This window comes from Natronococcus amylolyticus DSM 10524 (genome assembly GCF_000337675.1).
Taxonomy (GTDB): Archaea; Halobacteriota; Halobacteria; order Halobacteriales; family Natrialbaceae; genus Natronococcus; species Natronococcus amylolyticus.
Genome location: NZ_AOIB01000031.1, coordinates 181,467 through 207,407, shown reverse-complemented (window position 1 = coordinate 207,407; position 25,941 = coordinate 181,467). Strand labels below are relative to the sequence as shown.

The following is a 25,941-nucleotide window of genomic DNA, read 5'->3' as shown; positions in this document are numbered from 1 at the left end:
ACTTTCATCTCCTCGTTGATCTCGGTCGCCCGAACGTCGAGCGCGCCGCGGAAGATGAAGGGGAAGCCGAGCACGTTGTTGACCTGGTTGGGGTAGTCCGAGCGCCCGGTGGCCATGATGACCGTGTCGTCGCGGGCCGCCTTCGCCGTCTCGTAGTCGATCTCGGGATCGGGGTTGGCCATCGCGAAGATGATCGGATCGGCGGCCATCGACCGCACCATCTCCGCGTCGACGATCCCGCCCGCCGAGAGCCCGACGAAGACGTCGGCGCCTTCCATCGCCTCGGCGACGCCACCAGCGGGGACGTCGCGGGCGAACTCCCGGCTGTGGGGATCGAGATCGCCCGACTCCGCGCGCTCAGTCGTGAGGATCCCGTTGATGTCGGCCATCGTGATGTTGTCGCGCCGAACGCCGAGCGAGACGTAGAATCGGGCGGTCGCAATCGCCGCCGCGCCGGCACCCGCGAAGGCCACCTCGAGCTCCTCGAGGTCCTTGCCGGCGATCGCCGCGGCGTTCAACAGCGCCGCGCCGCTGATGATCGCCGTACCGTGCTGGTCGTCGTGGAAGACCGGAACGTCCATCCGCTCGCGGAGGCGCTGCTCGATGGTGAAACACTCCGGCGCCTTGATGTCCTCCAGGTTGATCCCGCCGAAGGTCGGCCCCATCCCGGCGACCGACTCGATGAACGCGTCGGGATCGTCGTGCTCGAGCTCGAGGTCGAAGACGTCGATATCGGCGAACCGTTTGAACAGGACGCCCTTCCCCTCCATGACGGGTTTCGAGGCCTCGGGGCCGATATCGCCCAGCCCCAGTACGGCCGACCCGTTCGAGACGACACCGACCAGGTTCCCGCGGGCGGTGTAGCGGTAGGTATCGTCGGGATCGTCGGCGATCGCGCGACACGGGCCCGCGACCCCGGGCGAGTACGCCAGACTCAGCTCCCGCTGGGTGTTGGTTGGTTTGGTCGTTTCGACCGCGATCTTGCCGGGCGGGTCGGCCTCGTGGTACTCGAGTGAGTCGTCCTCTAGTGACATGAGCAGTCGTTTCCCGTAGAGCATCAAAAACGTACGGTTGATCGCCTCGCCGCTCGACGGGTGTCGGCGAATACGGCGTCTATGTGGGCATTCAACACGCCCATGGTGGCAGCAGCGAGAGCCGGAGTGGTCGTTCCGATTCCCCTCGTCGACTCCGTCACGGTCATCTCCTATGTGGGTGCTACTCCCACAGCTGTACACTATTAGGGTCGGGATTTCAGAACTGGAGTGCTCGTTCTCGGGTGCTAATCCGGGATAAATATGCTGCTCAAAAACAGCTATAGCGGCCTCTTGTGCGTTCTGAGAGTCTTTCTTCAGAAGTGGGCAAAGCAGCTGTCGGACTCTCAGACCGATGGGGCCGCGATCTCCGAACGACTGGATCTATTGAAGTTTAAGTGCACATCTACCCCGTCTGAGACGGTACGATTTACCGAACTACTTGGTTCGACTGCGCCACCGCGGACCCCTCCGTGCGAGATGCATCGAACCGGTTTGACTCGAGCGCACCGTCCTCGGGCGACCGCACCCGGGAGCCCACGACCTACTCCTCGCTCTCGTAGGGCTCGCCGACCGACGACGGCATCCGGGTCTTTCCCCAGACGGTCAGGACGACGATCACGCCGACGTAGGGCAGCAGCCCCATCAGCCGGCCCGAGACCGCGATGTCGACCGTCTGGAACTGGACTTGCAGCCCCTCGAGCCCGCCGAACAGCAGGGCGGCCAGCGCCGCGCCGATCGGGTTGTAGTTCCCGAACAGGTAGGCGACGATGGCGATCCAGCCGCGGCCGTCGACCATCGTGTCGCCGGTACCGATGAACGTTCCTGCGTGGGCAAGCAACACCGCGCCGCCGAGACCGGCCATCGCTCCCGAAAACAGTACGGTGGCGTACCGAACCCGGTTGACGTCGATCCCAGCGGTGTCGAGCGCGGTCGGGTTCTCGCCGGCGGCCTGGACCCAGTAGCCGTACCGGGTGCGGTAGAGGACGACCCAGGCGGCGATAACCACGGCGAGTGTCAGCACCACGAGCGGCGACTGGTTGAACAGGATCGACCCGACGACGGGCAGCTCCGAGAGGTACGGCACCGAGTATCGGTTCATGCTCGCCAACCCTGGACTCCGGACGGTGCCCCACAGCAGCGACGCGAGGAAGGGGGCGAAGCCCAGGCCGATGAACCACACCGCGAGCCCGGCGACGATCTGGTCGGCCTTGTACCGGATCAACAGCACGGCGTAGCCCGCGGTCAGCACCAGCGAGACGCCGACCGCGACGACGATGGCGAGCCAGACGTGAAGCTGGCTCGAGGCGCCGACCAGCGACAGCGTCGCCGCCGCTGTGATCGCCCCGAAGATCATGAACCCCTCGAGCCCGATGTTGAAGACGCCGCTCTTCTCGGCGTACAGCCCCCCGACGGCCGCCAGCGCGATCGGCGACGCCAGCATCAGCGTTCGGTTGAGAAAGCCAACCGTGAGAATCCGCTCGAGGGGGACGTCGAACTGGACGACGAGCACCGCGGCGAGCGCGACGGCCGCAAGCAGCGCGAGCCCGCCGAGCCGGAGCCGTCGCCGACTCGCACCCGTGGCCAGGCTCATCGCTTTTCACCTCCTAGACCCGTTCGCTTCGCGAGCATCCGGAACAGCTCCGGCGCGGCGACGAACAGCACGACGATGCCGACGATGCCGTCGATCAGCTGGACGGGGACGTCGCTGTGGATCTGGACGTGTGAGCCCGAGGACTCGAGCGCGCCGAACAGCAGCGACGCGGGAACGACGCCGACGGGGTTGTTCGCCGCGAGCAGGCTGACCGCGATCGCGTCGAACCCGTACGTGCCGATCCCGGAGGGGTCGATGAAGTAGCCCTGGATCATGATCGCGAAGACGGCGCCGACGAGGCCGGCGACCATCCCCGACAGCGTCATCGTCGCGACGATCGTTCGTTGGGGATCGACGCCGGAGAACGTCGCCGCACTGGCCTGGTAGCCGCTGGTGACCATGTCGTAGCCGAAGCTCGTTCTGGTCATCCCGACGGCGACAACGCCAACGACGGCCAGCGCCAACCCCAGCCCGAGGATCGAGAAGTTCGGATCCGAAAACACGAGCGAGGGGAGGCCGACGCCCTCCGGCAGGTACTCGGTTCGAACCGACCGGGCGTCGTCGGGACGGAGGGGGCCGTCGACCGCCCAGCCGACGATCCCGATCGCGATGAAGTTGAGCATGATCGTCGTGATGATCTCGTTAGCCCCGTAGTAGGCCTTCAACACGCCCGGTAGCGCCGCATACAGCCCGCCGGCGACGACCGCCGCGAATAGGCCGACGAGCGTCAGCCCGGCCCCGCCGACGGGCCCGTTCGGAACGAACGGCGCAAGCCAGAGGATCGAGAGCACGCAGGCGATCCCCCCGACGACCAGCTGACCCTGGACGCCGATGTTGAAGACGCCAGCCCGAAAGGCGACGGCGACGGCGACGCCCGCCAGAATAAACAGCGTGGTAAAGCGCAGCGTCCGGGTGAACGCGCCCGTGCTCCCGACCGAGCCCACGACCAGCTGCTGGGCGAACAGCAGCGGGTTGTGGCCGGCCGCCGCCACGACCACGAGACCGATCAGCAGCGCTAGTCCGGTCGAGCCGACGGCGATACCGACCCGCTCGTACACCGACGCGTCGAGCAGCCGGGCCGCGACACGATCCAGCGCTTCCCGAGTTCGACCCGGATCGTCGCTCATCGCTCGCGGTCACCCCCCGACCGTCGGTCGACCGTCGCCTCCGCGTCGGGCTCCGGCCTCGTCTCCCCGAGGGTCGACCGGTCCCCCGTCTCGCGTTCGGCCTCCTCCTCGAGGCGCTGGCCGGCCATCAGGAGCCCGAGTTCGGCGTCGCTCGTCTCGATCGGGTCGACCTCGTCGATAAACGCCCCTTCGTACATGACGACGATGCGATCAGCCAGCGCGCGGAGCTCGTCGAGCTTCGAGGAGATCAGGACGATCCCGAGCCCCTCCTCGCGGAGCTCGAGCAGGCGGTCGTGGATGAACTCGAGCGAGCCGACGTCGACCCCGCGGGTCGGGTGGGCGGCGATCAGGACGTCCGGGTCGTGACCGATCTCCCGGCCGACGATGAACTTCTGCTGGTTCCCGCCCGACAGCGAGCCCGCCCTCGCCGTCGGATCCGGCGGGTGGACGTCGAACTCCTCGATGATCTCCTCGGCGTGGGTCTCGACGGCCGACCAGTCGAGCCAGCCGTCGTTCGCGTACGGCGGGACCGTCTGGTTCCCAAGCAGCGCGTTCTTCACGAGGTCGTACTCCTGGACCAGTCCCTCGGCGTTGCGATCCTCGGGAATGGCTGCGATGCCGGCCTCGAGTCGTTGACGCCGACCGACGTCCGTTATCTCCTCGCCCCGCAGGTGAACCCGGCCCTCGTCCGGAACGCGGTGGCCGGTCAGCGCCTCGATCAGCTCCGTCTGGCCGTTACCCTGGACGCCGGCGATCCCCAGAATTTCGTGCGCTCTGACGGTGAGGTCAATCTCGCTGACCCGCTCGAGGCCGCGATCGCCGACGATCGAGAGCTCCTCGGTCTCGAGGACCGGCTCTCCCGGAACCGCCTCGCGAGCCGGGCGCTCGAACGACACCTCCCGACCGACCATCATGCGAGCCAGCTCCTGCCGGGAGGTGTCGGCCGCGGCGACGGTGTCGACGGCATGGCCGTCCCGAAGGACGGTGATCCGGTCGGCCGCCGCGAGGACCTCCTCGAGCTTGTGGGAGATGAAGATCAGCGAGCGCCCGCTCGCCCGCAGCTCCTCGAGGAGGTCGAGCAGGCCCTCGACTTCCTGCGGGGTCAACACCGCGGTCGGCTCGTCGAGAATTAGGGTGTCGGCACCCCGGTAGAGGCTCTTGACGATCTCGACACGCTGGCGGGTTCCCAGGTCGAGCTCCTCGACGGGCGTCTCGAGGTGGTCGTCGACGTCGAACCCGTAGCGATTACACAGCGCCTCGATCTCCTCTCGGGCGGCGTCCTCGTCGACGAGCCCGCCGTCGATCGGCTCGTGGCCGAGCACGACGTTCTGCAGGACGGTCATCGGCTCGACGAGCTGGAAGTGCTGGTGGATCATGCCGATCCCGGCGGCCATCGCGTCCTGTGGCGAGTCGAACGACCGCGGCTCGCCGTCGACGTGGATCGTCCCCGCGTCCTGCTCGTACAGCCCGTAGAGGACGTTCATCAGCGTCGTCTTCCCCGAGCCGTTCTCGCCGAGCAGGGCGTGGATCGACTCCCGCTCGAGCCGGAAGTCGACCGCGTCGTTCGCGACGACGTCGCCGAAGGTCTTGGTGATTTCCTCGAGTCGAACCGCGGGCGGTGCGTCAGCAGTCATGCTGTCGCTGTGGATCTGTGATCATGGATTGGCTTCCGAGTGGGGCCTCAGCAACCCGTCGGCCCGCAGGTGAGGTCGACCTCGCCGGCGACGTACGCTTCCTTGGCCTCCTCGATGTTCTCCTCGAGGGAGTCGGGTAACTCGCCCTCGAACTCCTGGCCGACGACGAAGTCGATCCCCTCCTCCTCCTCGATGCTAAGGTTTTGCTCGCCGGAGACGCTGTCCCAGTCGTCCTCGACGACGGCCTCGGTGACCTGGTAGGTCGCCTCGTCGAGCGCCTTGATCGCCGAGCCGAGGATGACGTCGGCGTACTGATCGTCGGCGACGGACTGGTCGCTGTCGACGCCCATCGCGAACCGATCGTTGTCCTGGGCGGCGGCGAACGCGCCAGCCCCCGCGGCGGCGGCCGCGTGCCAGACGATGTCGGCGCCGTCGTCGAACTGGGAGGTGGCGACGTCGTTCAGCGCTTCGCTGTCCGAGAAGCTCCCGCCGTAGCCGGTGAGCACGTCGACGCCGTCGTCGACCCACTCCACGCCCTCGATGTACGACTCTTCGAAGGCGTTGATCAGGTCGATGTCCTCGCCGCCGGCGAACCCGACGACGGCCTCGTCGGGGTCGGTCGCGCTGTCGTCGTGTTCGATCTCCTCCTGGGTGAGCGTGGCGGCGGCGACGCCCGCGAGAAACGACATCTCGTTGTTCATCTCGATCCAGCCCGAGACGTTGTCGGCGCCTTCGACGTGGTCGTTGATCAGCATCCAGTACTGATCGGGGTAGGTCTCGGAGTGTTCGGCCAGCCCCTCGTAGTGCTGGTAGCCGACCATCACGATGAGATCGTAGCTTCCGTCCTCCGCGAGGTCCTCCTGTCGGGCCGCGAACTCCGCGGTCTCGGTCTCCTCGACCTGCGTCACCTCGAGGTCGAACTCGTCTGCCGCCTCCTCGAGCCCCTCGAGAGCGTTGTCGTTGAACGCGTTGTCGCCGAAGCCGGCGTCGCTCGAGATGATCGCAACTTGGTCGCCACCGCCGCCCCCGTTCTCGTCGCCGAGACATCCCGCGACCATGGTACCGCCGAGGACGGCGCTCGAGGCCAGCACCGATCGACGGCTCGTCCCGATCGTCGACGACGTTCGCCCCCCGCTTCCACCCATATCAGTCTCGTTACCAACCATCACGACCTGTAGTGTTACAAGACGTACATTAAATCATTCTTACAGAATGAAAGAACCTGCTAGTTTCTGACTGTCTTTCGTGTGATACTTTCTCGACAGTGGACCGAAACTCGATCGGGACAGGAACCCGTGCGGACCGGTCGGGCGGACGAGAACGAGCGATCGTCGGCGAACGCGGGAATCGTTTAAGTCGAATGGTGTGTTCTGCCCTGTCATGAAGGTAGGGATCGCGGGTGCGGGGTTTATGGCCCGCACTCACGCGAGCGCGTACGACGGGATGAACGTGGAGGTAGCCGCCGTCGCCTCCCCGAGCGGGCCCGAGCCGTTCCTCGAGGAGGCCGGGCTCGAGGCCGACGCCTACACCGACCCGAAAGAACTCTGCGAACGCGCCGATATCGACTTTCTCGACGTCTGTACGCCGACAGACACCCACCGCGATCTCGTCGAAATCGCCACCGAGACCGGAACGAACGTCTTCCTCGAGAAGCCGATCGCGCCGACCCTCGAGGCGGCCCGCGAGATCGAGGCACTCGTCGCCGAGGCCGAGCTGACCTGCGGGGTCGGCCACGTCGTCCGGTTCGATCCCGCCTACCGGCGAGCCCGCGACTGCGAGATCGGAACCCCGGGCGTCGCTCGCGCCCGGCGGCTGTCGCCGTTCCCCGACTGGGGCTCCGACGACTGGTTCGCCGACCGCGAGCGCAGCGGCGGGCTGTTCGTCGACCTCGCGATTCACGACCTCGACTACCTGCGCTGGTGCTGGGGTCCGGTCGACCGGGTGTTCGCCCGGCGGACTCGCGACGAACGGGCCGTCCACGGCACCGCCACCCTCCGGTTCGCGAACGGTGCGGTCGGCTACGTCGAGGCGTCGTGGGCCCAGCCCGATTCGCGCCCGCTCGAGACCGAACTCGAGTTGGCGGGCGACGACGGGCTGGTCGAACACGAAAGCGCTGATCCGCGGGCCTACCGCGCCTGGACTGACGACAACTCGACCCGTGATCCCGCGCTGGCGAAGACGCCCTATCGACGCCAACTCGAGCAGTTCGTCGACGCCCTCGAGGCGGGTGACGAGCCCGCCGTGGAGCCCGCCGAAGCGATAGCGTCGCTTCGGCTCGCGCTGGCGGCCGACCGATCGGCCGAGCGGGGGTCTCCCGTCTCCCCCGCGGAGGTGGAGGAATGAGCGTCCGCGTCGGCCTGCTGTCGGCCGCCCACGTCCACGCCGACGCCTACGTCGCCGCGCTTCGCGAGCTCGAGGATGCCGCCATCGTCGGCGTCGCAGACCCCGACGCCGAACGAGGCCGGGAAACTGCCGCACACCACGACCTCGAGTACGTCGCGAACGCCGACGATCTCTTCGAGCGGATCGACGCGGGCGTGATCTGTGCGCCAAACGCCGCCCACCGCGAGTGGATCGAGCGGGCGACCGACGCGGGCGTCGACGTCCTCTGTGAGAAACCGCTCGCGCCGACCCTCGAGGACCCTCGCGCGATCGTCGAGACCTGGCGGGACGCCGACGTTGCGGTCGGCGTGGCGATGCCCCTACGATTCAGCGAACCCGCGCGCCGAGCCCGACGGGCGCTCGAGGCCGGCGACCTCGGCTCGCTGTGGGCGATCTCCGGGACGAACCGGGGCCACATCCCCGGCGGCTGGTTCGTCGACCCCGAGCTAGCCGGCGGCGGGGCCGTGATGGACCACACCGTCCACCTCGTCGATCTCGTCGCGTCGCTCACCGGGGAGCGCGTCGCCGAGGTGTACGCCGAGGTCGACACGCGCTTTCACGACGGCGCGGTCGACGACGTGAACGTTCTCTCGATGGAGCTGACCGACGGGACGGGATTTCTGCTGGACGGCTCCTGGAGCAAGCCCGACGCCTGGCACACCTGGGGCGACGCGACCCTCGAGTTCGTCGGCACCGACGGGACGCTCGCGATCGACTGTACCGGCGAGTCGATCACCCACACCGTCGCCTCGGGCGAGGAGGCGGGCGTTCACACGGTTTCCTACGGCGACGACCCCACAGCGAAACTGGTCGCGGACTTCGTCGCGGCCGTCCGAGAGGGACGGGCGCCGCTGGTGACGCCCGACGACGGGCTCGAGGCCGTCACCGTCGTCGAGGCCGCCTACGAGTCGGCGGCGAGCGCCCAACCGGTCACGGTCGAGACCCAAAGCGGAGCGAACGACCCGTCGGACGGGTGAGCTCGGCGTCGGCGTCCGCGATGGCGTCGAGTCGGTCCGTCCGCACACGCCAGGCCTCGAGGCCGGCCGGTGCCTCGACGTCGCGGGCGGTCGCATAGACCGTCCACCCGTCGGCGAGAAACGCGTGGACGGCCGAACAGCCGATACTGGAGCAGCCGGTGATGAGGACCGCGTTCGTCGTGCCGAACGGACGGTGGGATGGGAAAGGTCGGGGGTCGACTGCCGCGACCGCCCGCGGTCTACCCGAACTCGAGGACGTCGCGGATCCCGGCCTCGATGCGATCGGCGTCGGGCAGGTAGTCGTCCTCGCGGGCGAACATCGGCATCGGGACGTCGTACCCGGTCACCCGCTCGATCGGCGCCTCGAGGTAGAGAAACGCCTCCTCGTTGAGCCGCGCGATGATCTCGCCGGCCATCCCCGCCGTCTTCGGCGCCTCGTGGACGATCGCACAGCGCCCGGTTTTCTTCACGGAGTCGACGATCGTCTCGGTGTCGAGCGGGTACAGCGTCCGCGGATCGATCACCTCGACGCTCGCGTCGATATCGTCGACGGCGTCGAGCGTCTCCCGCAGCATCGACCCCCAGGCGACGACCGTGATGTCCTCGCCGGGCTCGACTACCCGGGCCTCGCCGAGCGGGATCTCGTGGTCGTCGGGAACCTCCTCGCGGAACGAGCGGTAGAGTCGTGTCGGCTCCATGAAAATAACGGGATCGGGACTCCGGATCGACGAGGTGAGCAGCCCCTTCGTCTCGGCGGGCGAGGAGGGGAAGACGACCTTCAGGCCGGGGATGTGTGCGAACCCCGCCTCGAAGCTCTCGGAGTGAAGCTCCAGGGCGTGGATCCCACCGCCGTAGGGCGTCCGGATCGTCATCGGACAGGTGATCGTCCCGCGGGTTCGACTCCGCATGCGTGCGACGTGCTGGGCCAGCTGGTGGAACCCCTGGTACAGGAAGCTCTGAAACTGGATCTCCGCGACGGGGCGCATCCCGGTCGCCGCCAGACCGACGCCCGCTCCGACGATGCCTGCCTCCGCGACCGGCGTGTCGAACACCCGGTCTGGATAGTCGTCGATCAGCCCCTGGGTCGCTCTGAACACGCCGCCGGCCTCGCCGACGTCCTCGCCGTAGACGACGACGTCGTCGTCGCGTGCCAGTTCCGCACCGAGCGTGTCGCGGACGGCCTCGACCATCCGGAGTCGCTCGCTCATTCGCCCTCACCTCCCTTTTCGGCCTCGAACGCCGCGAGCTGTCGCTCGAGTTCGGGCGGCAGATCCTGGTAAACGTGCCGGAACATGTCCGCGGGGTCGAGTTCCTCGCGCCGTTCGTTGGCCTCGTCGATCGCCGACGCGAGCTCCTCCTCGATCCGCTCGGCGATCGCCCCCTTCGTTTCCTCGTCCAGGATCCCGCGGTCCTCGAGGTACCGCTGAAACCGGAGGATGGGGTCGCGGGCCTCCCACTCGGATTCCTCCTCGCTCTCGCGGTAGGCGGAGGGATCGTCCGAGGTCGTGTGCATCGATCGGCGGTAGGTCAGCGCCTCGATGAGGACCGGCTCGCCGCTGCGGGCCTTCTCGACGGCCTCCCGCGCGACGCGGTAGACCCCGAGGACGTCGTTGCCGTCGACCTGCACGCAGTCGATCCCCGCCGCGATCGCCTTCTGTGCGAACGTCTCCGTGTTGGTTTGCTTCTCGATCCCAGTCGAGATGGCGTACCGGTTGTTCTGGCAGACGAAGACGGTCTGGGCGTCGTAGACGCCGGCGAAGTTCATCGCCTCGTAGACGTCGCCCTCGCTGGTCGCGCCGTCGCCGAAGTAGGTGATCGCGACGTTCTCCCGGTCCTGGAGCGCCTCGCCCCAACCGATGCCGGCAGCGTGCAGCGGCTGCGAGCCGACGGGGATCGCCGGCGGAAGCGCACCTTCGCCGTCCGGAATCTCTGCGCCCTCCTCCATCCCCTTTGCGTACTGGAGGACCGCGTCCGGCGCCGTGCCGTGGACCAGGAGCGCGGGCTGTTCGCGAAACGACGGGACGAGCCAGTCGTCCTCGCCGAGGGCGAACGCGGTACCGACCTGCGCCGCCTCCTGCCCGATCGCGGGGGCGTACGTGCCGAGCTCTCCCCGCCGCTGGAGCGCGATGGCGCGCTCGTCGAGGCGACGGGACCGCTTCATCTGTTCGTACACCGTCAGTAGCTCGTCGTCGCTCAGGTCCGGAACCAGTTCGTCGTCGACCGTCTCGTCCTCCGACAGTACCTGGACCGATCGGATGTGAAACTGAGCGACGGTCTCTTCGGGCATAGCGATAGTACGGGTTCGATAGTGTTAATCTACTGGTCGGTCCGGAACGGGAACGGGGCAAAAGCGACGCGGCGACTGGAGTCGCAGGTCGACCGACGCGTCGGTGGCCGGTGGCGATTCCGTCGCCGCCGATCGATGGTCACGAAACCGCCCGATCGGGCCGTCGAAACGCTCGCTCGCTCCGCGTTCGTGACCTTATATTGTCCATATTCGTAGGTATACGTCCGACCTTCTCGAGCGACGTGTGAAAAGTAACGAATCGTAAACGATCACTGTTTAGTATCCTCATACGTACCCTGTTCGTATGGATTTGCTCGTTGTGAGGGCAGGAAGACTCTATTTGAATTCCGTTTGTAAACCCGTAGACGCGGGTTCGAGCGGTGGAGGGGAACGGCCGTGACCGGTCTCGTTCCGACGACCTGCATGCGGTGTGCGGTCGGCTGCGGCCACGTCCAGCAGGCCGTCGACCGGGGGTACGGTCTCGAGAGCGTCCGTGGCGACGCGGCCCACCCGGTCTCGAGCGGACTCGCCTGCCAGCGCGGGATCAGCGAGAGCGCCGATCCCGAGGGCGAGTGGCTGACCCGCCCGCTCGTTCGCCGCGACGGCGAGCTGGTAGCGACGACCTGGGAGACCGCCCTCGAGCGGGCCGCGGAGGGACTCGACACGGCCCTCGAGGGCGGCCGCGACCACGTCGCGGTGCTCGGGAGCGGCCAGCAGACCAACGAGGCCGCCTACGCGCTGGGCAAGCTCGCTCGCGGCGGGATCGGCACTCGGTACTACGACGCCAACACGACGCTGTGTATGGCCTCGGCGGTGACCGCTTACTACGATGCCTTCGGCAGCGACGCGCCGCCGCCAACCTACGACGACGTCCCCGAGGCCGAGACCCACCTCGTCTGGGGGGCGAACCCGGCCGCGGCCCACCCCGTGTTGTTCCGGTGGATCAATCAGTCCGCCGACGCCGAGGACTCGGAACTGATCGTCGTCGATCCGATCGACAGCGAGACCGCCGAAGTGGCGGACCACCGCGTTCCGCTCGAGCCAGGGGGCGACCTCGCACTGGCCCGTGCGGTCCTGGCTCGACTCGTCGAGACCGACCGGGTCGACGAGACGTTCGTCGCTGACGCGACGACGGGATTCGAGGAGCTCCGCGAGGAACTGCCGGCCCCCGCTCGAGCGGCCGAGCGCGCGGGCGTCTCGATGGCCGACGTCGACCGACTCGCCGCAGCCCTCGAGAACCGGACGCTCGTCTACTGGGGGATGGGAATCAACCAGAGCGTCAACGGCACCGACGCCGCGGGCGCGCTGATCGATCTCTGTCTGGCGACGGGGAACCTCCGGCCGGGCTCGGGGCCGTTCTCGCTGACCGGGCAGGCGAACTCGATGGGGACCCGGGTCTGTTCTTCGAAGGGGACCTGGCCCGGGCAGCGATCGTTCGACGGTCCCGCGGCCCGCGAACTCGTCGCGGAGACCTGGGGCGTGCTGGCGTCGCGACTGCCTACTGATCCCGGGCCGGGACCGGTCGGGATCGTCGACGCCATCGACAAGGAGGTCGACGCCGTCTACGCCGTCGCGACGAACCCTGTGGCGGGGATGCCCGACACGACGAACGTCCGCGAGCGCCTCGAGGACGCCTTCCTCGTCGTCCAGGACGCCTTTCGCAGTGAGACGGTCGAGCACGCCGACGTCGTCCTGCCCGCCGCGACCTGGGGCGAATCGGAGGGGACGACGACCAACATGGAACGGACCGTCTCCCGGGTTCGGGCCGCGACGGAGACGCCCTCGGGCGTCAGAACCGACCTCGAGCTGATCGGTGCGCTGGCCGATCGCCTCGCGCCGGGACTGTTCGACGAGCCGCCCGAACCGGAACCCGTCTTCGAGGAGCTCGCGGCGATGACCGAGGGCACCCCCGCGGATCTCTCAGGACTCTCGTACGACCGTCTCGACGCCGAGCTGGCGGTTCGGTGGCCCGCGCCGGAGCCCGACGCTGCAGGCGGGTATCGGTACCACGAAGGGGTGGGAACGGGGACGGAAGACGACGAAACGGAGACGTGGTCGTTCCCGACGCCGTCGGGTCGCGCTCGCTTCTCGAACGCGCAGGTCGAACCGCTGCCCGAGCCGACCGACGACGACTACCCGTTCACGCTGACGACCGCGCGCCGGCCCGACGCGTACAACACCGGGGTCCGCACCCGCGAGGACGGCCCGCCGACCGCGCGGGTGAGCCCGGCGACGGCCGTCGCCGTCGCGGACGACCTCGAGCAGGGGACGGACGGCAGGTACGGACGCGTCGTCTCGAGGCGGGCGTCGATCACCGTCCGCGTCGAGGCCGACGAGTCGATCCCCGACGGCGTCGTCTGGCTACCGATCCACCACGCCGCCGTCAACGACCTTACCCTCCCCGCGGTCGACCCACGCTCGAGGGAGCCGAACTTCAAACAGTGTGCGGTTCGGCTCGCTCCGCCCCGGGACCGGGAGCTCGAGGCCGTCGTCGAGGCGAGCGCCTGACGGCCGACGAGCCGGCGGACGGCCCGTTCGGACGGGACGCTCGACGGCCGATCAGTCCTCGGTTGCTTCGTACCGGGCCTCGGTCCAGATCTCCTCGGCGGTGCCGTCGTCGAAGTGGATTCGGATCGCGTCGACGAACGAGCTCCGCAGCTCCCGCTTCCACTCCTCGAGGGCCGTCTCGTGGTACTCGTCAACGACAGATTCGGTCACGTCGTCCCCGCGGTCGTCGCGGGCCGCCGCTCGGGCCTCCTCCCGCGTCGGGGCGGTCAGGTGCGTCTCGTTCGGGTGGACTCCCGCCTCGTTGCGAACGAACGTCGCGGGCTCGAGGTGAAGCGGTTCCGGATCGCGATCGGGCGGGTAGCGTTTGGGGCCGTCCTGGGCGTACGGCTCCGCGCGCTGTTCCTCCTCGAAGGGCGGGACGAGCCGGAGCACGTGCGTTCGTCGGAAGTTGTCCTCCACGCGGTTTCGCTCGAACGCCTCGACGACGTCGTCGGGGTCGACGACGACGACCTGGATCTCCGTCGCCGGGTGGTCGGCGAGCGGCCCGTCCGAGTTGGAATCTTGCATACGACGTCCACTGACGGTCCGCGCGGTTACGTCGGTTACGGTCGACGAGTATCGAAACGCATCCCCGTACGGCCGTCGTCTTTCGGAGGAACCGGTCGAGCGCTCGGCGAGGACGTCAAAGCTCGACGTCGAGAACTCACGAGACTGCTTCCGACGGCTCGAGTTGTCCGACCCGACTCTATCTGTTCGATCCCGACTCCCTCGATGCGGGCCGACGATCGGATTCGCGTACCGACGCTAACGATCGTGCCGTGGACGGCCGGTAGACTCTCTTTCGCTCGAGTCGAACGATCCGGTATGCCAGGGTTCGCCGGCTTCCTCGTCACCGCGCTGATCGTCCTTCAGGTCCCGGTCGCGATCCTCGTCTACTTCGACGCAAAGCGCCTGAACGCCAAGAACCCGTTCGTCTACTTCTACGGCGTTCTCGTCCCGGCCGCCGGATTCGTGGTCGTTCCGGTCTACCTCTCGAAACGGGACGAGCTTCCGCGCGAGTCCGCCGACTCGGAACCCGTAACTTCCTAATCGTCGCTCGAGGCGGCCGCTCCGGCCGCGGGCATCTCTCCGTCGACGAGCCAGCCGTCCTCGGTCGCACGCTCGGCGACGGCGGGCTGGAACACCCAGGCGGCGAGCGCGACGATCGGAAGCATCGTGACGGCGACGACGAGGTACCCGAGGTGGAGGTTCGGGAGGAACGGCGCGGCGAACACGAGCGGGTAGACGGTGCCGCCGATCGTTCCGACCCCGCCGACGACGCCGGCGACGCTGCCGGAGCTGTCCGGGAACATCGCGGGCACCTGCGCGAAGATCGCCCCCTCCGAGAACGCACAGCCGACGCCGACGAGGAAGCCGGCGGCGACCGCGAGGTAGATGCTTCCGGAGAGGCCGGCGACGGTCATCCCGACCATCGAGACGACGACGAAAACGAGCGTCGCGAACGTCCACTGCTCGCGGTACCGGCCCTCGAACCACGGCAGGATGTCGCGCTCCCTGCGCGCGACGACGTCGCTGATGTAGCCGCCAAGCGGCCGGAGCAGCCCGGCCGCGATCGAGAACGTCGCCGCGAACGTAGCCGCGATGACGATGTCACCCTGGCCGAACCCCTCGCGGTAGTACGTGCCCAGCCAGCCGTTCATCGCGACCTCGAGGCCGAAGGTCATCACGTACGCCGCCGCGAGCACGACCGCGCCGTGGCGCGTGCCGACGTAGAGGAACTGTTTGAAGCTCGCCTTCTCCCTGGTCGCCTGTCGCTTGGCCTCGCTCTTTGCGGCGTCGCCGAAGGCGTAGTAGACGACGCCGAGAACGACCGCGAGCACGCCGGTGTAAAAGAACGCAGCGCGCCAGTTCGTCGCGAACAGCGGTCCGGCGTACCCCTCGCCGAAGATCCGCGGAAGGGTAAAGTACGCGCCCAGACCTGCACCGGCGTTGCCGATCCCGGCGAAGACGCCCTCCGCCAGCCCGAGGTTCTCCTCCTCGAACCACTCGGCGACGTGCTGGATGCCGATGACGAACGTGATGCCCGCCAGCGAGGCGATCACCCGCGAGGCGGTAAACACCTCGTAGGTCGTCGCGAACGCGCTAATGATCGAGAAGATCCCGACGATCACCAGCGTGACACTGGCGGTCACTGGCGCCCCGTACTTGTCGGTCAGCGGCCCGATCAGGATCCGACCGACCGGAACAGCGATCACGGCCGCACTCGAGACGAGCCCCAGCTGGGCGACCGAGAGGCCGAACTCGTCGGCGATCCCGCCGGTAAACGGCGCGAACGAGAACCAGATGACGAACCCCAGGTTGAACATCGCCGTCGCCAGCAGGAGGTTCTTCCACTTTCCGTGAATCATGGACGCTTACCTCCGACCGTAGTTGCGGACGTTCGTTCGCTTCTGTCACAGCTGAGTTCACAATTCGGCTCGAAATTCGGTACGAGAATGACGCTCGGACTCACGTGTCTGCTCTATCTGGACGGCTGACACTGTATAAGCGTACTTATTACCTAAACCAAACAATCAAATCGTTGCCGGTGACCAGTAATCAGTATATATTCCCCTATAGGTTCGACGTTCGGCGAAAAGTTGGAAGGCGTATTTCAATACCGGAAGCGAAACGGCCGCGGTCGGAATCGATCGGCAACGCTCTTCGATCGTCCGACTCAGTCGCCGTCCGCCCCCTCGTCGTCGGTTCCCCACCTGTCGTCAGGATCGACGGGTTCGACGGCTCGAGCCAGCTCCGTCTCGGTGTACTCCCGATCCTCGAGTTGCATGCTCTGCAGGCGCCACTGCCGGCTCAGCTCGGGCTCGCCCTCAGGACCAACACGAGCGCCGTGGGTCCGGAAGAACTGACCGTCCCGACCCAGAGCCTTCCCCTCGTAGGTGTGCTGATCGAACGCGACGTCGTAGCGCCCGCCGGGCTCGAGCTCCTCGACGGGGTGATCGTACCGCGGTTCGCGCCCCTCATCGCGGGCAGCCGCACGCTCGGCCGAGAGCTCGCCGAAGTAGTCGTCGGCGTGGGAGGCTTCCCGGCTCGAGGGCGCTCTGGCGGCCGCCAGCGCGGCGTGGACCGCACAGAGCCGCCCCTCCCAGGAACTTTCCGACCAGCGCTCGCGGGCCAGTTCCTCGTAGCGGGCGATCAGTAACGCGACCTCGTGGCCCGCCCGGAGGTCCTCGACGACGTAGAGGTTGATCCGGTCCCAGAAGTTCCAGGCGAACCCCGATCGAGCCAGCTCCCAGGCGGCCCACGCTGCGACCTCCTCGTCCGATCGCCGCACTGCTTTCTGGAGTAGGCTCGAGACGTCGTAGCGGTTCGCGCCCGATCTCGTCTCGTTGTCGCCGCGTTCCTCGCCGAAGTCGTTGTGCTCGGGGCCCGTCTCCTCGTCTTCGGTCCGATCCGCGTCGCTATCGGTTCGAAGCTCCCCCTCGGAGCCGAACGTGGCCTGTTTGCCGTCGTCGTCCATACACCCTCTCGTAACGGTCGAGGGAAATAGCTGACTCCGTGTCGGCTCGAGGGCGCAGTTCGAAATTCTCGACTGCGACGGACTGGGCGCTCGCCCGTTCTTCTCGAAAATACTATAATCGAAAGATAGTTTATCTCTCTCACCGTTTCTCCGAGTAGCATGCGAACGACGACGCGGTTCGGCGTTGTGGGTCTCGTGGCGGTGCTCGCGATCGGGTTGCTCTCGGCGGGCGCGGTCGCCGGCGGCAGCGGCGGTGCGGACGTGACCCAGGTCGGCAGCATCGATGCCTCGATAGAGGGTGAGCACGTCGAGCTCGACGGTCTCGAACTCTCTGCCGACGCACTTCCGTCCTACGAGATCGACGAACGGACGTACGATCTCGACTCGGTCGGCGTCCAGACCGACGGCGTCACCGTCGACGTCAACGACCGAACCTACGAGATCTGTTCGGTCGATATCTCTCTCGAGAACGTCTCGGTGACGGTGTCGGACGTCTCGATCAACGGCGACGAGTAGACGGCATTTGGCGGCTTCGCTCCGATTTTTTGTGAGAAGCGACTCTCGAGTAGTTCGACGTCGAATCGATCGTCTCGCCGGGCGAGTGAACAGTTATCGAGATTGTCGTGGTAGACAATGACCTGATTGGCGAACTCGCAGTCGAATCGTTCGGCGATCCCGATGAGACGGTTTCGGTCGACAGCGGTCGGGCCGAACGCGTCGAACTGGAAGGGCGAACGGTCTGATGCTCGACGGCCGAACCCGGTTGGCGGTTCTCGAGGGACAACGCCGCCGAACTGGAGACGGATCGCTGTCTGAGCCCATGTCGTCTCTCCGCAGTCGCCGGGCGCGTGGTCATCGAGATGGACGACGGGCCCGCAAGACCCTCGAGCAGGGAGACGTCGCGTTGATCCCGCCTGGCTACGACGCGTGGGTCAACGGGGACGAACGGGTCGTCCTCTTCGAAGAAACGCTCGAGACAGAGCCGTAGTCACTCCGTCGGGACGCCACCCGCTCGTCCGTCTTCGGTATCCGTCCTTCCTGGGCGGCCGGAGCGACCTCCCTCGAACGATTGCAATAGTGACGAGCGCCGATACTGTTAAGTCCGCCTGTGTGCATCGGTAGCATGTAACGTGATTTGAGATGCCAACCTGCCACAACTGCGACAACCCGATTTCGGCGAACTTCGTCCGCGTCTTCGGCGACAACGACGGCTACCTCGAGGGCTGCGTTCACTGTCTGAGCTCGGCGGAACTCACCGGGGCCGACGAGAATCGGGACTCGCCGTCGCTGTTCGCCTGACCGTCCGAAATCAGTCGGTCGAGTCAGATCGATGTCGAGAGCCGACGGTTCGGGTCTGATAGCAATTTCTATGAAGGTGTCCCGAGACGGCCCCGATATGGGCACCGTCTACGAATGGCCGACGCCGACCCGCGATCGGCTCGGAATTCTTCTGGTCGTCGTCTCTGCAGTGGGATTCGGAACGCTCGGTATCTTCGGACTCTACGCCCAGGAGGCCTCGCTCTCGATCCCGACGGTGCTCACGTTTCGCTTCCTGCTCGCGGCGGCCCTCGTCTGGGTGTTACTCGCGGTACAGGGACGGCTGACGGTGCTTCGCGGACGAACGCTGGCGATCGCGCTCGGGCTCGGCGCGTTCGGCTACGCGACCCAGAGTGGGCTCTACTTCCTGGGTCTCGAGTACATGACGGCGGGACTCGTTGCGATCGTGCTCTACACGTACCCGGCGTTCGTCGTCGTGCTCGCGATCGCGGCCATCGGCGAGCGCGCGACACCCGTGATGCTCGTCGCGCTCTGTCTGGCCCTCGGCGGGGTCGTCCTCGTCACGGGGGCCGACCCCGACGGCGCCTCGCTGATCGGCGTCGCCATCGTTCTCGGTGCCGCGATGGCCTACGCGGTCTACATCACAGTCTCCAGGGCACTGCTCGACAGGGTCGATCCGCTGGTGTTGACCGCCTACGTGCTCCCCGCCGCGGGCGGAACGTTCCTCGCGATCGGCACCGCTACTGGCGAGTTCGCGGTTCCAACGGCGCCGTCGGCCTGGCTGATTCTGCTGTGTATCGCCGTAGTCGCGACGGCGCTGCCGGTCGTCACCTTCTTCGCCGGCATCAAGTACGTCGGCGCGAGTCGCGCGGGGATCATCAGCACCGTCGAGCCGCCGGTCACGGTCGCACTCGGCGCCGCACTCTTCGCCGAACCCGTCACAGCGGCGACGCTCGCCGGTGGCGCCCTGATACTGATTGGGGTCATCCTCCTCGAGCGCGAGTGACGCAAGATGCGCATCGGTCACAACACCAATACGGGATCGGTTCGTAACGAAGGTATGGACACTGAGAGCAGGACACAGGTTCGGGACGTAATGTCGACGCCGCTCGAGACCGTCTCGAAGGACGCGACGCTGACCGAGGCCGCAACGACGATGCGCGACAACGAGATCAGCGCACTGGTCGTCCGAACCGATCCACCCTCGATCGTGACGAGCACCGATCTGGTCGCGGCCGCCGCGGAGGGTCACGATCCGACGACGATCGACGTCGACGCGGTGATGACCGAATCCGTCGAGACCGTACCGCCGGACCTCTACCTCGAGGAGATCGCCGCCATGATGACCGGGCTGGGAATCACCCACCTCCCGGTCGTCGACGGCAACGATTACGTCGGCATGATCTCCTCGACCGACGTGACCGCACAGCTCTCCTGAGCGATCGAGCGATACCTATTGTATGCTGGGCCTCGAAGCAGGGGCCATGACGGAGCAGTTCTCCCTCCTCGGCGTGTACGTCAGTCGGCCCGTCGCCGACGCGCTCTCCGAGGCCGCCTACGAGTCCGCCGGGGTGCTCGACCTCGAGGAGTACTTCGCAGAGACGACGGCGCCGGTTCCGGTGGGGGATCCCGGCGCCGAAGCGACCGACGAAATCGTCGCCGACATCCTCACCCGGTTTCCCGAACTGTACGACGCAGCCGAGTTCGACGCGGCCGAACGGCTCGAGCCCGACGCCTTCGATCTCCTCCAACTCGCCGCCGCCCCCGACCGAACTGCGAACGCTCGAGAGCGGTTCCGCGCGGCGGCGACGGTTCGGGACGCGGATCTCCGCACCGTCCAGACGGCGATCCTCGCGGCCGCGCTCGAGGTCGATCCTGCTCGCTCGTGATGCGGTAGAAACTGGATCGTAGCTGCGAAAGCCGATCCGTCACGTTCGAAGTCGGAGGATACTGTTGTTATCTCGTCTCGACGAACACACGTCGGAGTCCTCACGCAATCGAAGTCGCGGGCTTTTGCGCTGTTTCTCCGTAGTCGGGTCGTGTATTCCAAAAGGTGGGGAACGGAGCGGGAATCGCGCTGGGGAACGCGACTCCGGCAGACGACAGGGGAACACGCGACGTAGGGTGGGACGTCGCGTTGTGGGGTGGGTGCAAGTGAACGACGTACTGAAGTCGTTCGGCTGGCAGGGTGGCCATCGGTGGGTGATGGGTGGGTAGGTGATTGGTGGGTGGTGGGTGGTGGGTGGGTTGGGGGTTGGCGTCCTGCCAATTACGGGTAAGAGCGGAGTCGTAAAAACGCTCATTCCAAACTATGTTGGAACTACACCGCGGTAGAAACGTAGGCGTCCGATTTCGTCCTTGAGAGCAGTAGGCTGCGTGTACCGACCGTACCAACGAATTCTCGCGTCCAGATTCATCTACCCGCTATGATCCCTGTCGTAGAGTTAGTATATATAGAAAGCAATAAACTATCTGGTTCTTACGATTTCCCTATAAAAATGATTATGAATAATTCTGTTGTACGGGTAACGGCATGCAAGAGAATCCAAGTATGTTGAACAGACGGCGGTTTCTGGCCGGAACGGGCGCGGCCGCGGTCGGCGCAGCCGCCGCATCGGGAAGCGCCAGCGCACGAGCAGCGGACGAGGCCGGACGCGACGACCGGAAGGATCGAGCGACGGTAATCGCTCATCGCGGGTTCGCCGATACGTACCCGGAGAACACCGTCGCCGCGTTCGAGCAGTCGGTTCAGGGCGGCTCCGACGACGCGGCCGACCGCCGCGGCGCCGACTGGATCGAACTCGACGTCTTCCCGACGTGCGATGGCGAAATCGCCGTCTTCCACGACACGGAACTCGGTGAGCTAACCGACACCGACGGCGTGCTGTACGAGACGCCCGCCAGCGAGGTGTTCGCCGCCGAGGTGCTCGAGAGCGGTCAAACCGTCCCCTCGCTGACCGAGGCGATGGAAGCGATCCCGTCCAACGTCGGCGTGAACATCGACATCAAGGAGGGATCACCCGATGTCGAGTTCGGCCGGATCGACGACCCCGAAGCCGAACGCGAGGAGTGGGAGTGGCTCGAGACGGTCGTCGACGTCGCGACCGACTACGACAACGAACTCCTCCTCTCGACGTTCTGGGAAGGAGCGCTCGCGACGGTTCGCGACATCGATCCCGACGTTCCGGCGGCGTACCTGCTCTACGACTCTATCCAGGAGGGGCTCGACGTCACCGACAAGTACGACGCCGAGGGAGTCAACCCACCGCTGGACATGATCTACGGAACGCCGTTTTTCGACGACGAGGCCTACGAGGAGATCGACGTCGTCGCCGAAGCACACGCTCGCGACCTCCCGGTCAACGTCTGGACGATCAACACCTGGTACGAAGTCGAACAGCTGATCGAGGCCGGCGTCGACGGGCTGTTCCTCGACTACTCCGAAATCGTCAGGTGGGGTGGACTACAGAGCTAGGTTCGGTAGCCGCTCGGTTGGACTCGAGCTGGCCCTGATTTGAAAGAGATGCCGCACAACATCTCTAGTATCGGAGTGAACACAATTTCTATCTGATCGGCTAGGGCTTCGATCGACGCAATCCTAGTGCTCGCGTGCAAGCCACTCAGATCGGCCCCACTGGCCTTTTGTAGTCTCCACAGGGTCTCAAACCCCGTTTCACCCCAGAGTCGTTCTGGGTACGCTCCGAGGGTGACCACCGAGATCGCGAAAGAGCATTTTGAGCCACGAGCGACCGAGTACATCCGTTATACGGCCACGAGAGCTACGCGAGTAGGCACTACCGATGTTCCCAGCCGAGCAGTACAGTATCACAAACAAAACTTTACTACTGGTTGTTACATCGATAGTGGCTCGAGTCCGTCGTTTCGTTTGCACGGCTGGCGCTCGAGCGGGACTCGAGCCGAGAGAAGCAAGCGATGCGGTGGTTAGCTCACTTTCTTTCGCAGGTAGGCCGAGAGGACCTCGCTGACGATCACGATGCCGAGGATCGCGATCAGGATCGTGAGGACGTTCGACCACTGGAAGAAGTTGATCGCCGTGTCGAGGTAGACGCCGATCCCGCCGGCGCCGACGAAGCCGATCACCGTCGCCTCGCGGACGTTGATGTCCCAGCGGTAGGTCGCGACGCCGACGAACGCCGGTTTGATCTGCGGGACGATCCCGTAGACGACGACGTCGAGCGGCGAGCCCCCCATCGCACGGATGGCTTCGACCTGTCCGGCGTCGATCTCCTCGATCCCCTCCGCGATCAGCTTCGAGACGAAGCCGATCGAGCGGAACGCGACGGCCAGCACGCCCGACAGCGCACCGGTACCGAAGATCACGACGAAAAACAGTGCCCAGATGATCACGTTCACCGAGCGAGTCCCGACGATGAGGAACTTGCCGAGCGCGTAGGTGACGGCGTTCGGCGTCGTGTTCTCGGCACCGATGTAAGCGATCGGCAGGGAGATCAGGATCGCCAGCCCGGTTCCCAGGATCGCGATATTGATCGTCTCGACCAGGGGCGGGAGGATCTCCGCGCCGTAGGCGAGGTTCGGGGGGTACATCCGGAGCAGCAGGTCGCCGAGGTTCCGCGGCGCGTCGACGACGAACGTGTACTGAATGTCGAGCGCGCGCCAGGACAGCGCCGTGATCGCGATCGCGACGACGATGGCGGCGTACCTGATCGCGCGGGCCCGTCCGTCGTGTTTCCGCCACGTGGTGGATCCTTCGTACGACATTACTGGACCCTCCGTCGAGCGACCGCGCTCAGGATCTCGCCGAACATGACGACGGCGATGATCGCGAGGATGATCGCGAGACTGAAGTCGTACTCGTACCGGTCGAAGGAGTTCAGCAGAGTGACGCCGATCCCGCCGGCGCCGACGATGCCGACGATCGTACTCGCCCGGATGTTAATGTCCCAGCGGTAGATGATCAGACCGATCATCCGTGGAATCACCTGTGGTGCGACACCGTACAACAGGACCTGCACGGGGCTCCCGCCGAGCGCGCGGATCGCGTCGGCCTGTCCCTCGTCGATGTCCTCGAGCTCCTCGGCCATCAGCTTCGCGAAGAACCCCGGTGTCGCGATCACGAGGGCGATGACGCCCGCGAGCGGGCCGAGGCCGACGGCGACGACGGCGACGATCGCTAGCACCAGCTCGTGGAGCGACCGCGAGATCGAAACCAGCGCACGACCGACGTAGTACACCGGTCGCGGAACGAGGTTCTCGGCGGCCATGACGGCGATCGGGATGCTAATCACGACGCCGATCGCCGTCGCAACGATAGACATCGCGATGCTCTCGACCATCCCGGTCCAGATTCGCCCCCGCGCCTCGGGAGTGAAATCCGGCGGGAACATCGTCGCCAGCAGGCTCGTCGCGGCGTCCGCACCGCCGATCAGGCGGGCGGGACTGGGACGTAGCTCCCAGGCACTCCAGAGCACGAACAGCCCGATCGCGCCGTAGACGAGGTATTTGACGTTCTTGCTGTAGAACACCGTCGGCCGCTCCCAGCTCGAGGGGTAGCCGCCGGTGCGCTCGGGGTCCGCACTACCCATTGATCTCACCGCAGTCGTGCGATCCGATCATGTTAGAACGACTTCTCCTTGCTAGCGTCACTGATCCCGCTCGAGGACGACTCGTTCTGTGACTGGGGCTGGCTCTCGGTCCCCGTTTCCTCGCGGGACTTGCCCGATCGGTAGATCGTATCCCGTGCGTTCTCGTCGAGCTCCGCCGGGGTTCCGTTGAATACGACCTCTCCGTCGGTCAGTCCGACGATTCTGTCGGTGTAGTCGAGGGCCAACTCGACCTCGTGGATGTTGATCAACACGGGGATATCTTCCTCCCTGGCGATCTCGGTGAGCATCTCCATGACCTCGAACGACGTCTCCGGGTCCAGGGCGCTGGTGGGTTCGTCCACGAGCAGGATCTTCGGACGTTGCAGGATCGCTCGAGCGATCCCGACGCGCTGGCGCTGGCCGCCGGAGAGCTCGTCGACGCGCTTGTTCTCCATTCCGCCGACGCCGACCCGGTCGAGGATCTCGTAGGCGTTCTGGACGTCTTCGTCGTCGAAGTTGCGCCGGAACGCGTCCCAGCTGCCCATGTACCCCAGTCGACCCGAGAGCACGTTCTCCATAACAGTGAGGCGTTCGATGAGGTTGAACTCCTGGAAGATCATTCCCATGTCGCGTCGGGTCTTTCGGAGCTCCTTCTTCGAGAGCGTCGTGAGCTCCTCGCCGTCGAGAACGATCGAACCGGACGTCGGCTCGGTGAGCCGGTTGACGCACTTGATGAGCGTACTCTTTCCCGCGCCGCTGGGGCCGATGATAGAGACGACTTCGTTCCCGTCGACCTCCATCGAGACCCCCTGCAGCGCCTTGTCGCCGGTCGGATAGACTTTTTCGAGGTCAGTTATCGTAAGCATGAATTGAAGTAAATTTCGAGAGTGGTCGCCGCGCTGTTAGTCGATATCGCCCGGATCGGTCAGGTCCACGTCGTTGGCCTCGTGGGTGACGAGAATGTCGTGCCAGTGGGTCGCGTAATCGATCTCGGTGAACTGGCCGCGTCCGTCGAACTCCTCTGCGAGTTCCGTGTCCGAGTAGTCGTACTCGAGGAACGCTCGCTCGATTCCCTCCTGGATGTCCGGCGGGAGATTGTGCCGGTAGGAGAACCCGGTGGTGACGATCGGGTCACTCTGCCAGACGACCTTGATATCGTCCGGATCGACGTCGCCGCGGTCGGCGACGCGGGTCACGCAGTAGCTACAGACGGGGGCGACCTCGTGGTCCTGGTGGTACACCGACAGGATGAGGTTCTCGTGGCTTCCGATATGTTCGACGTCGTAATCCTCGTCGGGCTCGACGCCGAACTGGTCCTCGAAGATCGCCCGTGGCATCAGGTTCCCGGAGTTCGAGGACGGATCGCCGTGTGCACCTGCCCGACCCTCGAAGTCCTCGACGGAGTTGATATCGGTGTTGCTCATGTGGGTAATCGCCCAGAGGAAGTAGCCGGCGTCCTCCTCGGAGACCTGGATCGCGAACGGAACTGCTCCCGCGAGGTTGACGGCGAACGGGAGCGGACCCGTCGAGAAGCCGGCGATGTGGAGCTGTTCGCTGCGCATCGCCTCGACTTGCGCCGCGTAGTTCTCGACCAGGTTGTTCTCGACGTCCCGGCCGGTCTCCTCCTCGATGTTCTCGATGAGGGGGTCGAACATCCCCTCGTAGGCCGCCGGATCCTCCGTCGGAGTCATCGCGAATAGAAGGGTGTCCGGATCGATCAGTTCGTCCTCGTCCTCGGGCGTCTCCTGGACTGGATCGCCGTACACCGGCTCGTCGCGCTCCTCGAAGCCCTGAATGTCCTCGACGGTCCCGTTGTCGTAGTCCATCAGCGTCGACATTCGCTGCGGGAACTCGGGACTTTCGGGGTCCCACTCCGGGAAGTCCTCGTCGGCGTCGTCCGGAATTCCCTCGTCCTCGTCTTCGCTCACACAACCAGCCAGTGCACCCGTCGCCGCAACCCCGGCCCCCGCCAGCAGGTCCCGCCGGCAGATGCTACAGCACGGTATGTTCTCTCGAGCCATTGCGAAATGGTATTGATAAAC

Annotated in this window: 24 protein-coding genes and 2 pseudogenes; 11 read left to right on the top strand and 15 right to left on the bottom strand. The window is 66.0% G+C overall.

Features of this window, described 5'->3' with window-relative positions; genetic code table 11:
* Positions 1–8 precede the first annotated feature (8 nt).
* From C491_RS22045 to C491_RS16260, 5 genes and pseudogenes are all read right to left on the bottom strand, one after another.
* Positions 9–1,034 (bottom strand): annotated as a pseudogene (locus tag C491_RS22045) (malic enzyme-like NAD(P)-binding protein); the annotation flags it as partial.
* Between the two features lie 541 nt (positions 1,035–1,575).
* Positions 1,576–2,625: an ABC transporter permease gene (locus tag C491_RS16275; protein WP_005558263.1), complete on the bottom strand. Its 1,050-nt coding sequence runs from the start codon at positions 2,623–2,625 to the stop codon at positions 1,576–1,578.
* A complete protein-coding gene (locus tag C491_RS16270) occupies positions 2,622–3,752 on the bottom strand; it encodes an ABC transporter permease (protein WP_005558261.1) in 1,131 nt (376 codons plus the stop codon). The genes C491_RS16275 and C491_RS16270 overlap by 4 nt, the downstream gene beginning before the upstream one ends.
* Positions 3,749–5,386, bottom strand: coding sequence for an ABC transporter ATP-binding protein (locus tag C491_RS16265; RefSeq protein WP_005558259.1), 1,638 nt, complete (start codon positions 5,384–5,386; stop codon positions 3,749–3,751). Before C491_RS16265 ends, C491_RS16270 begins: the two co-directional genes overlap by 4 nt.
* Before the next feature lie 47 nt (positions 5,387–5,433).
* Positions 5,434–6,531: a BMP family lipoprotein gene (locus tag C491_RS16260; RefSeq protein WP_005558257.1), complete on the bottom strand. Its 1,098-nt coding sequence runs from the start codon at positions 6,529–6,531 to the stop codon at positions 5,434–5,436.
* A 235-nt stretch (positions 6,532–6,766) separates the two neighbouring features.
* Between C491_RS16260 and C491_RS16255 the strand changes: the two genes are divergently transcribed.
* Together C491_RS16255 and C491_RS16250 are read left to right on the top strand one after the other, a co-directional pair.
* Positions 6,767–7,729, top strand: coding sequence for a Gfo/Idh/MocA family protein (locus C491_RS16255; protein WP_005558256.1), 963 nt, complete (start codon positions 6,767–6,769; stop codon positions 7,727–7,729).
* Positions 7,726–8,745 (top strand): Gfo/Idh/MocA family protein, encoded by a 1,020-nt coding sequence (locus tag C491_RS16250; protein WP_005558254.1) that lies wholly within the window; start codon positions 7,726–7,728, stop codon positions 8,743–8,745. Before C491_RS16255 ends, C491_RS16250 begins: the two co-directional genes overlap by 4 nt.
* A 52-nt stretch (positions 8,746–8,797) precedes the next feature.
* On the opposite strand, the pseudogene C491_RS24280 reads toward C491_RS16250, so the two are convergent.
* The 3 genes and pseudogenes from C491_RS24280 to pdhA form a co-directional block, all read right to left on the bottom strand.
* A pseudogene (locus C491_RS24280) lies at positions 8,798–8,908 on the bottom strand (oxidoreductase); the annotation flags it as partial.
* A 76-nt stretch (positions 8,909–8,984) separates the two neighbouring features.
* Positions 8,985–9,953, bottom strand: coding sequence for an alpha-ketoacid dehydrogenase subunit beta (locus C491_RS16245; protein ID WP_005558252.1), 969 nt, complete (start codon positions 9,951–9,953; stop codon positions 8,985–8,987).
* Positions 9,950–11,032, bottom strand: a complete 1,083-nt coding sequence (gene pdhA, locus C491_RS16240) for a pyruvate dehydrogenase (acetyl-transferring) E1 component subunit alpha (RefSeq protein ID WP_005558250.1) — start codon at positions 11,030–11,032, stop codon at positions 9,950–9,952. The genes C491_RS16245 and pdhA overlap by 4 nt, the downstream gene beginning before the upstream one ends.
* Before the next feature lie 396 nt (positions 11,033–11,428).
* On the opposite strand from pdhA, the gene nasA reads away from it, so the two are divergent.
* The gene (gene nasA / locus C491_RS16235) at positions 11,429–13,540 is read left to right on the top strand and encodes an assimilatory nitrate reductase NasA (protein WP_005558248.1); all 2,112 of its coding nucleotides are present in this window, start codon (positions 11,429–11,431) and stop codon (positions 13,538–13,540) included.
* 51 nt (positions 13,541–13,591) lie between these two features.
* Here the strand turns inward: nasA and C491_RS16230 are convergent, their stop codons facing one another.
* Positions 13,592–14,107 (bottom strand): hypothetical protein, encoded by a 516-nt coding sequence (locus C491_RS16230; protein ID WP_005558246.1) that lies wholly within the window; start codon positions 14,105–14,107, stop codon positions 13,592–13,594.
* Positions 14,108–14,404: 297 nt separating this feature from the next.
* Between C491_RS16230 and C491_RS16225 the strand changes: the two genes are divergently transcribed.
* Positions 14,405–14,629 carry a hypothetical protein gene (locus tag C491_RS16225; RefSeq protein WP_049892207.1) on the top strand — a complete coding sequence of 75 codons (225 nt, stop codon included), beginning with the start codon at positions 14,405–14,407 and terminating at the stop codon, positions 14,627–14,629.
* On the opposite strand, the gene C491_RS16220 is transcribed toward C491_RS16225, so the two are convergent.
* Positions 14,626–15,948 carry an MFS transporter gene (locus C491_RS16220; protein ID WP_005558242.1) on the bottom strand — a complete coding sequence of 441 codons (1,323 nt, stop codon included), beginning with the start codon at positions 15,946–15,948 and terminating at the stop codon, positions 14,626–14,628. The two genes, C491_RS16225 and C491_RS16220, sit on opposite strands and share 4 nt — an antisense overlap.
* Before the next feature lie 308 nt (positions 15,949–16,256).
* The gene (locus C491_RS16215; RefSeq protein WP_005558241.1) at positions 16,257–17,057 is read right to left on the bottom strand and encodes a hypothetical protein; all 801 of its coding nucleotides are present in this window, start codon (positions 17,055–17,057) and stop codon (positions 16,257–16,259) included.
* A 159-nt stretch (positions 17,058–17,216) separates the two neighbouring features.
* On the opposite strand from C491_RS16215, the gene C491_RS16210 reads away from it, so the two are divergent.
* The 7 genes from C491_RS16210 (at position 17,217) to C491_RS16185 (ending at position 21,810) form a co-directional block, all read left to right on the top strand.
* Positions 17,217–17,573, top strand: coding sequence for a hypothetical protein (locus tag C491_RS16210; protein ID WP_005558239.1), 357 nt, complete (start codon positions 17,217–17,219; stop codon positions 17,571–17,573).
* Positions 17,574–17,877: 304 nt separating this feature from the next.
* Entirely contained in the window at positions 17,878–18,045 is a 168-nt protein-coding gene (locus C491_RS23805) for a hypothetical protein (protein WP_241431343.1), read from the top strand.
* A gap of 152 nt (positions 18,046–18,197) precedes the next feature.
* Complete coding sequence (locus tag C491_RS23365; RefSeq protein WP_169331745.1) at positions 18,198–18,356, top strand: DUF7563 family protein; 159 nt, start codon at positions 18,198–18,200, stop codon at positions 18,354–18,356.
* 97 nt (positions 18,357–18,453) lie between these two features.
* A complete protein-coding gene (locus C491_RS16200; protein WP_005558236.1) occupies positions 18,454–19,341 on the top strand; it encodes a DMT family transporter in 888 nt (295 codons plus the stop codon).
* Positions 19,342–19,431: 90 nt separating this feature from the next.
* Positions 19,432–19,773: a CBS domain-containing protein gene (locus tag C491_RS16195; RefSeq protein WP_005558234.1), complete on the top strand. Its 342-nt coding sequence runs from the start codon at positions 19,432–19,434 to the stop codon at positions 19,771–19,773.
* Between the two features lie 46 nt (positions 19,774–19,819).
* Complete coding sequence (locus C491_RS16190) at positions 19,820–20,224, top strand: hypothetical protein (RefSeq protein ID WP_005558232.1); 405 nt, start codon at positions 19,820–19,822, stop codon at positions 20,222–20,224.
* Positions 20,225–20,868: 644 nt separating this feature from the next.
* A complete protein-coding gene (locus C491_RS16185) occupies positions 20,869–21,810 on the top strand; it encodes a glycerophosphodiester phosphodiesterase (protein WP_152421358.1) in 942 nt (313 codons plus the stop codon).
* A 467-nt stretch (positions 21,811–22,277) separates the two neighbouring features.
* On the opposite strand, the gene phnE (C491_RS16180) is transcribed toward C491_RS16185, so the two are convergent.
* Genes phnE (C491_RS16180) through phnD form a run of 4 tightly spaced genes read right to left on the bottom strand, consistent with a single transcriptional unit; the run spans position 22,278 to position 25,920 of the window.
* Positions 22,278–23,075, bottom strand: coding sequence for a phosphonate ABC transporter, permease protein PhnE (gene phnE / locus C491_RS16180; RefSeq protein WP_005558228.1), 798 nt, complete (start codon positions 23,073–23,075; stop codon positions 22,278–22,280).
* Positions 23,075–23,899 carry a phosphonate ABC transporter, permease protein PhnE gene (phnE, locus tag C491_RS16175; RefSeq protein WP_005558226.1) on the bottom strand — a complete coding sequence of 275 codons (825 nt, stop codon included), beginning with the start codon at positions 23,897–23,899 and terminating at the stop codon, positions 23,075–23,077. Before phnE (C491_RS16175) ends, phnE (C491_RS16180) begins: the two co-directional genes overlap by 1 nt.
* A gap of 32 nt (positions 23,900–23,931) precedes the next feature.
* Positions 23,932–24,765: a phosphonate ABC transporter ATP-binding protein gene (gene phnC / locus C491_RS16170; RefSeq protein WP_005558224.1), complete on the bottom strand. Its 834-nt coding sequence runs from the start codon at positions 24,763–24,765 to the stop codon at positions 23,932–23,934.
* A gap of 36 nt (positions 24,766–24,801) precedes the next feature.
* On the bottom strand, positions 24,802–25,920 hold the full coding sequence (gene phnD / locus C491_RS16165; protein WP_083909371.1) for a phosphate/phosphite/phosphonate ABC transporter substrate-binding protein: 1,119 nt from the start codon (positions 25,918–25,920) through the stop codon (positions 24,802–24,804).
* Positions 25,921–25,941: the final 21 nt, after the last annotated feature.

What these genes read in the sequence shown, in the direction of transcription:
- phnE (WP_005558226.1), bottom strand. Translation starts at nt 23,899, where the DNA reads ATGGGTAGTGCGGACCCCGAGCGCACCGGCGGCTACCCCTCGAGCTGG.
- C491_RS16195 (WP_005558234.1), top strand. Translation starts at nt 19,432, where the DNA reads ATGTCGACGCCGCTCGAGACCGTCTCGAAGGACGCGACGCTGACCGAG.
- C491_RS16220 (WP_005558242.1), bottom strand. Translation starts at nt 15,948, where the DNA reads ATGATTCACGGAAAGTGGAAGAACCTCCTGCTGGCGACGGCGATGTTC.
- C491_RS23805 (WP_241431343.1), top strand. Translation starts at nt 17,878, where the DNA reads ATGTCGTCTCTCCGCAGTCGCCGGGCGCGTGGTCATCGAGATGGACGA.
- C491_RS16260 (WP_005558257.1), bottom strand. Translation starts at nt 6,531, where the DNA reads ATGGGTGGAAGCGGGGGGCGAACGTCGTCGACGATCGGGACGAGCCGT.
- phnC (WP_005558224.1), bottom strand. Translation starts at nt 24,765, where the DNA reads ATGCTTACGATAACTGACCTCGAAAAAGTCTATCCGACCGGCGACAAG.
- C491_RS16230 (WP_005558246.1), bottom strand. Translation starts at nt 14,107, where the DNA reads ATGCAAGATTCCAACTCGGACGGGCCGCTCGCCGACCACCCGGCGACG.
- C491_RS16255 (WP_005558256.1), top strand. Translation starts at nt 6,767, where the DNA reads ATGAAGGTAGGGATCGCGGGTGCGGGGTTTATGGCCCGCACTCACGCG.
- C491_RS16225 (WP_049892207.1), top strand. Translation starts at nt 14,405, where the DNA reads ATGCCAGGGTTCGCCGGCTTCCTCGTCACCGCGCTGATCGTCCTTCAG.
- C491_RS16190 (WP_005558232.1), top strand. Translation starts at nt 19,820, where the DNA reads ATGACGGAGCAGTTCTCCCTCCTCGGCGTGTACGTCAGTCGGCCCGTC.
- C491_RS23365 (WP_169331745.1), top strand. Translation starts at nt 18,198, where the DNA reads ATGCCAACCTGCCACAACTGCGACAACCCGATTTCGGCGAACTTCGTC.
- C491_RS16210 (WP_005558239.1), top strand. Translation starts at nt 17,217, where the DNA reads ATGCGAACGACGACGCGGTTCGGCGTTGTGGGTCTCGTGGCGGTGCTC.
- pdhA (WP_005558250.1), bottom strand. Translation starts at nt 11,032, where the DNA reads ATGCCCGAAGAGACCGTCGCTCAGTTTCACATCCGATCGGTCCAGGTA.
- C491_RS16275 (WP_005558263.1), bottom strand. Translation starts at nt 2,625, where the DNA reads ATGAGCCTGGCCACGGGTGCGAGTCGGCGACGGCTCCGGCTCGGCGGG.
- C491_RS16265 (WP_005558259.1), bottom strand. Translation starts at nt 5,386, where the DNA reads ATGACTGCTGACGCACCGCCCGCGGTTCGACTCGAGGAAATCACCAAG.
- C491_RS16250 (WP_005558254.1), top strand. Translation starts at nt 7,726, where the DNA reads ATGAGCGTCCGCGTCGGCCTGCTGTCGGCCGCCCACGTCCACGCCGAC.
- C491_RS16200 (WP_005558236.1), top strand. Translation starts at nt 18,454, where the DNA reads ATGGGCACCGTCTACGAATGGCCGACGCCGACCCGCGATCGGCTCGGA.
- C491_RS16215 (WP_005558241.1), bottom strand. Translation starts at nt 17,057, where the DNA reads ATGGACGACGACGGCAAACAGGCCACGTTCGGCTCCGAGGGGGAGCTT.
- C491_RS16185 (WP_152421358.1), top strand. Translation starts at nt 20,869, where the DNA reads ATGCAAGAGAATCCAAGTATGTTGAACAGACGGCGGTTTCTGGCCGGA.
- phnD (WP_083909371.1), bottom strand. Translation starts at nt 25,920, where the DNA reads ATGGCTCGAGAGAACATACCGTGCTGTAGCATCTGCCGGCGGGACCTG.
- C491_RS16270 (WP_005558261.1), bottom strand. Translation starts at nt 3,752, where the DNA reads ATGAGCGACGATCCGGGTCGAACTCGGGAAGCGCTGGATCGTGTCGCG.
- C491_RS16245 (WP_005558252.1), bottom strand. Translation starts at nt 9,953, where the DNA reads ATGAGCGAGCGACTCCGGATGGTCGAGGCCGTCCGCGACACGCTCGGT.
- phnE (WP_005558228.1), bottom strand. Translation starts at nt 23,075, where the DNA reads ATGTCGTACGAAGGATCCACCACGTGGCGGAAACACGACGGACGGGCC.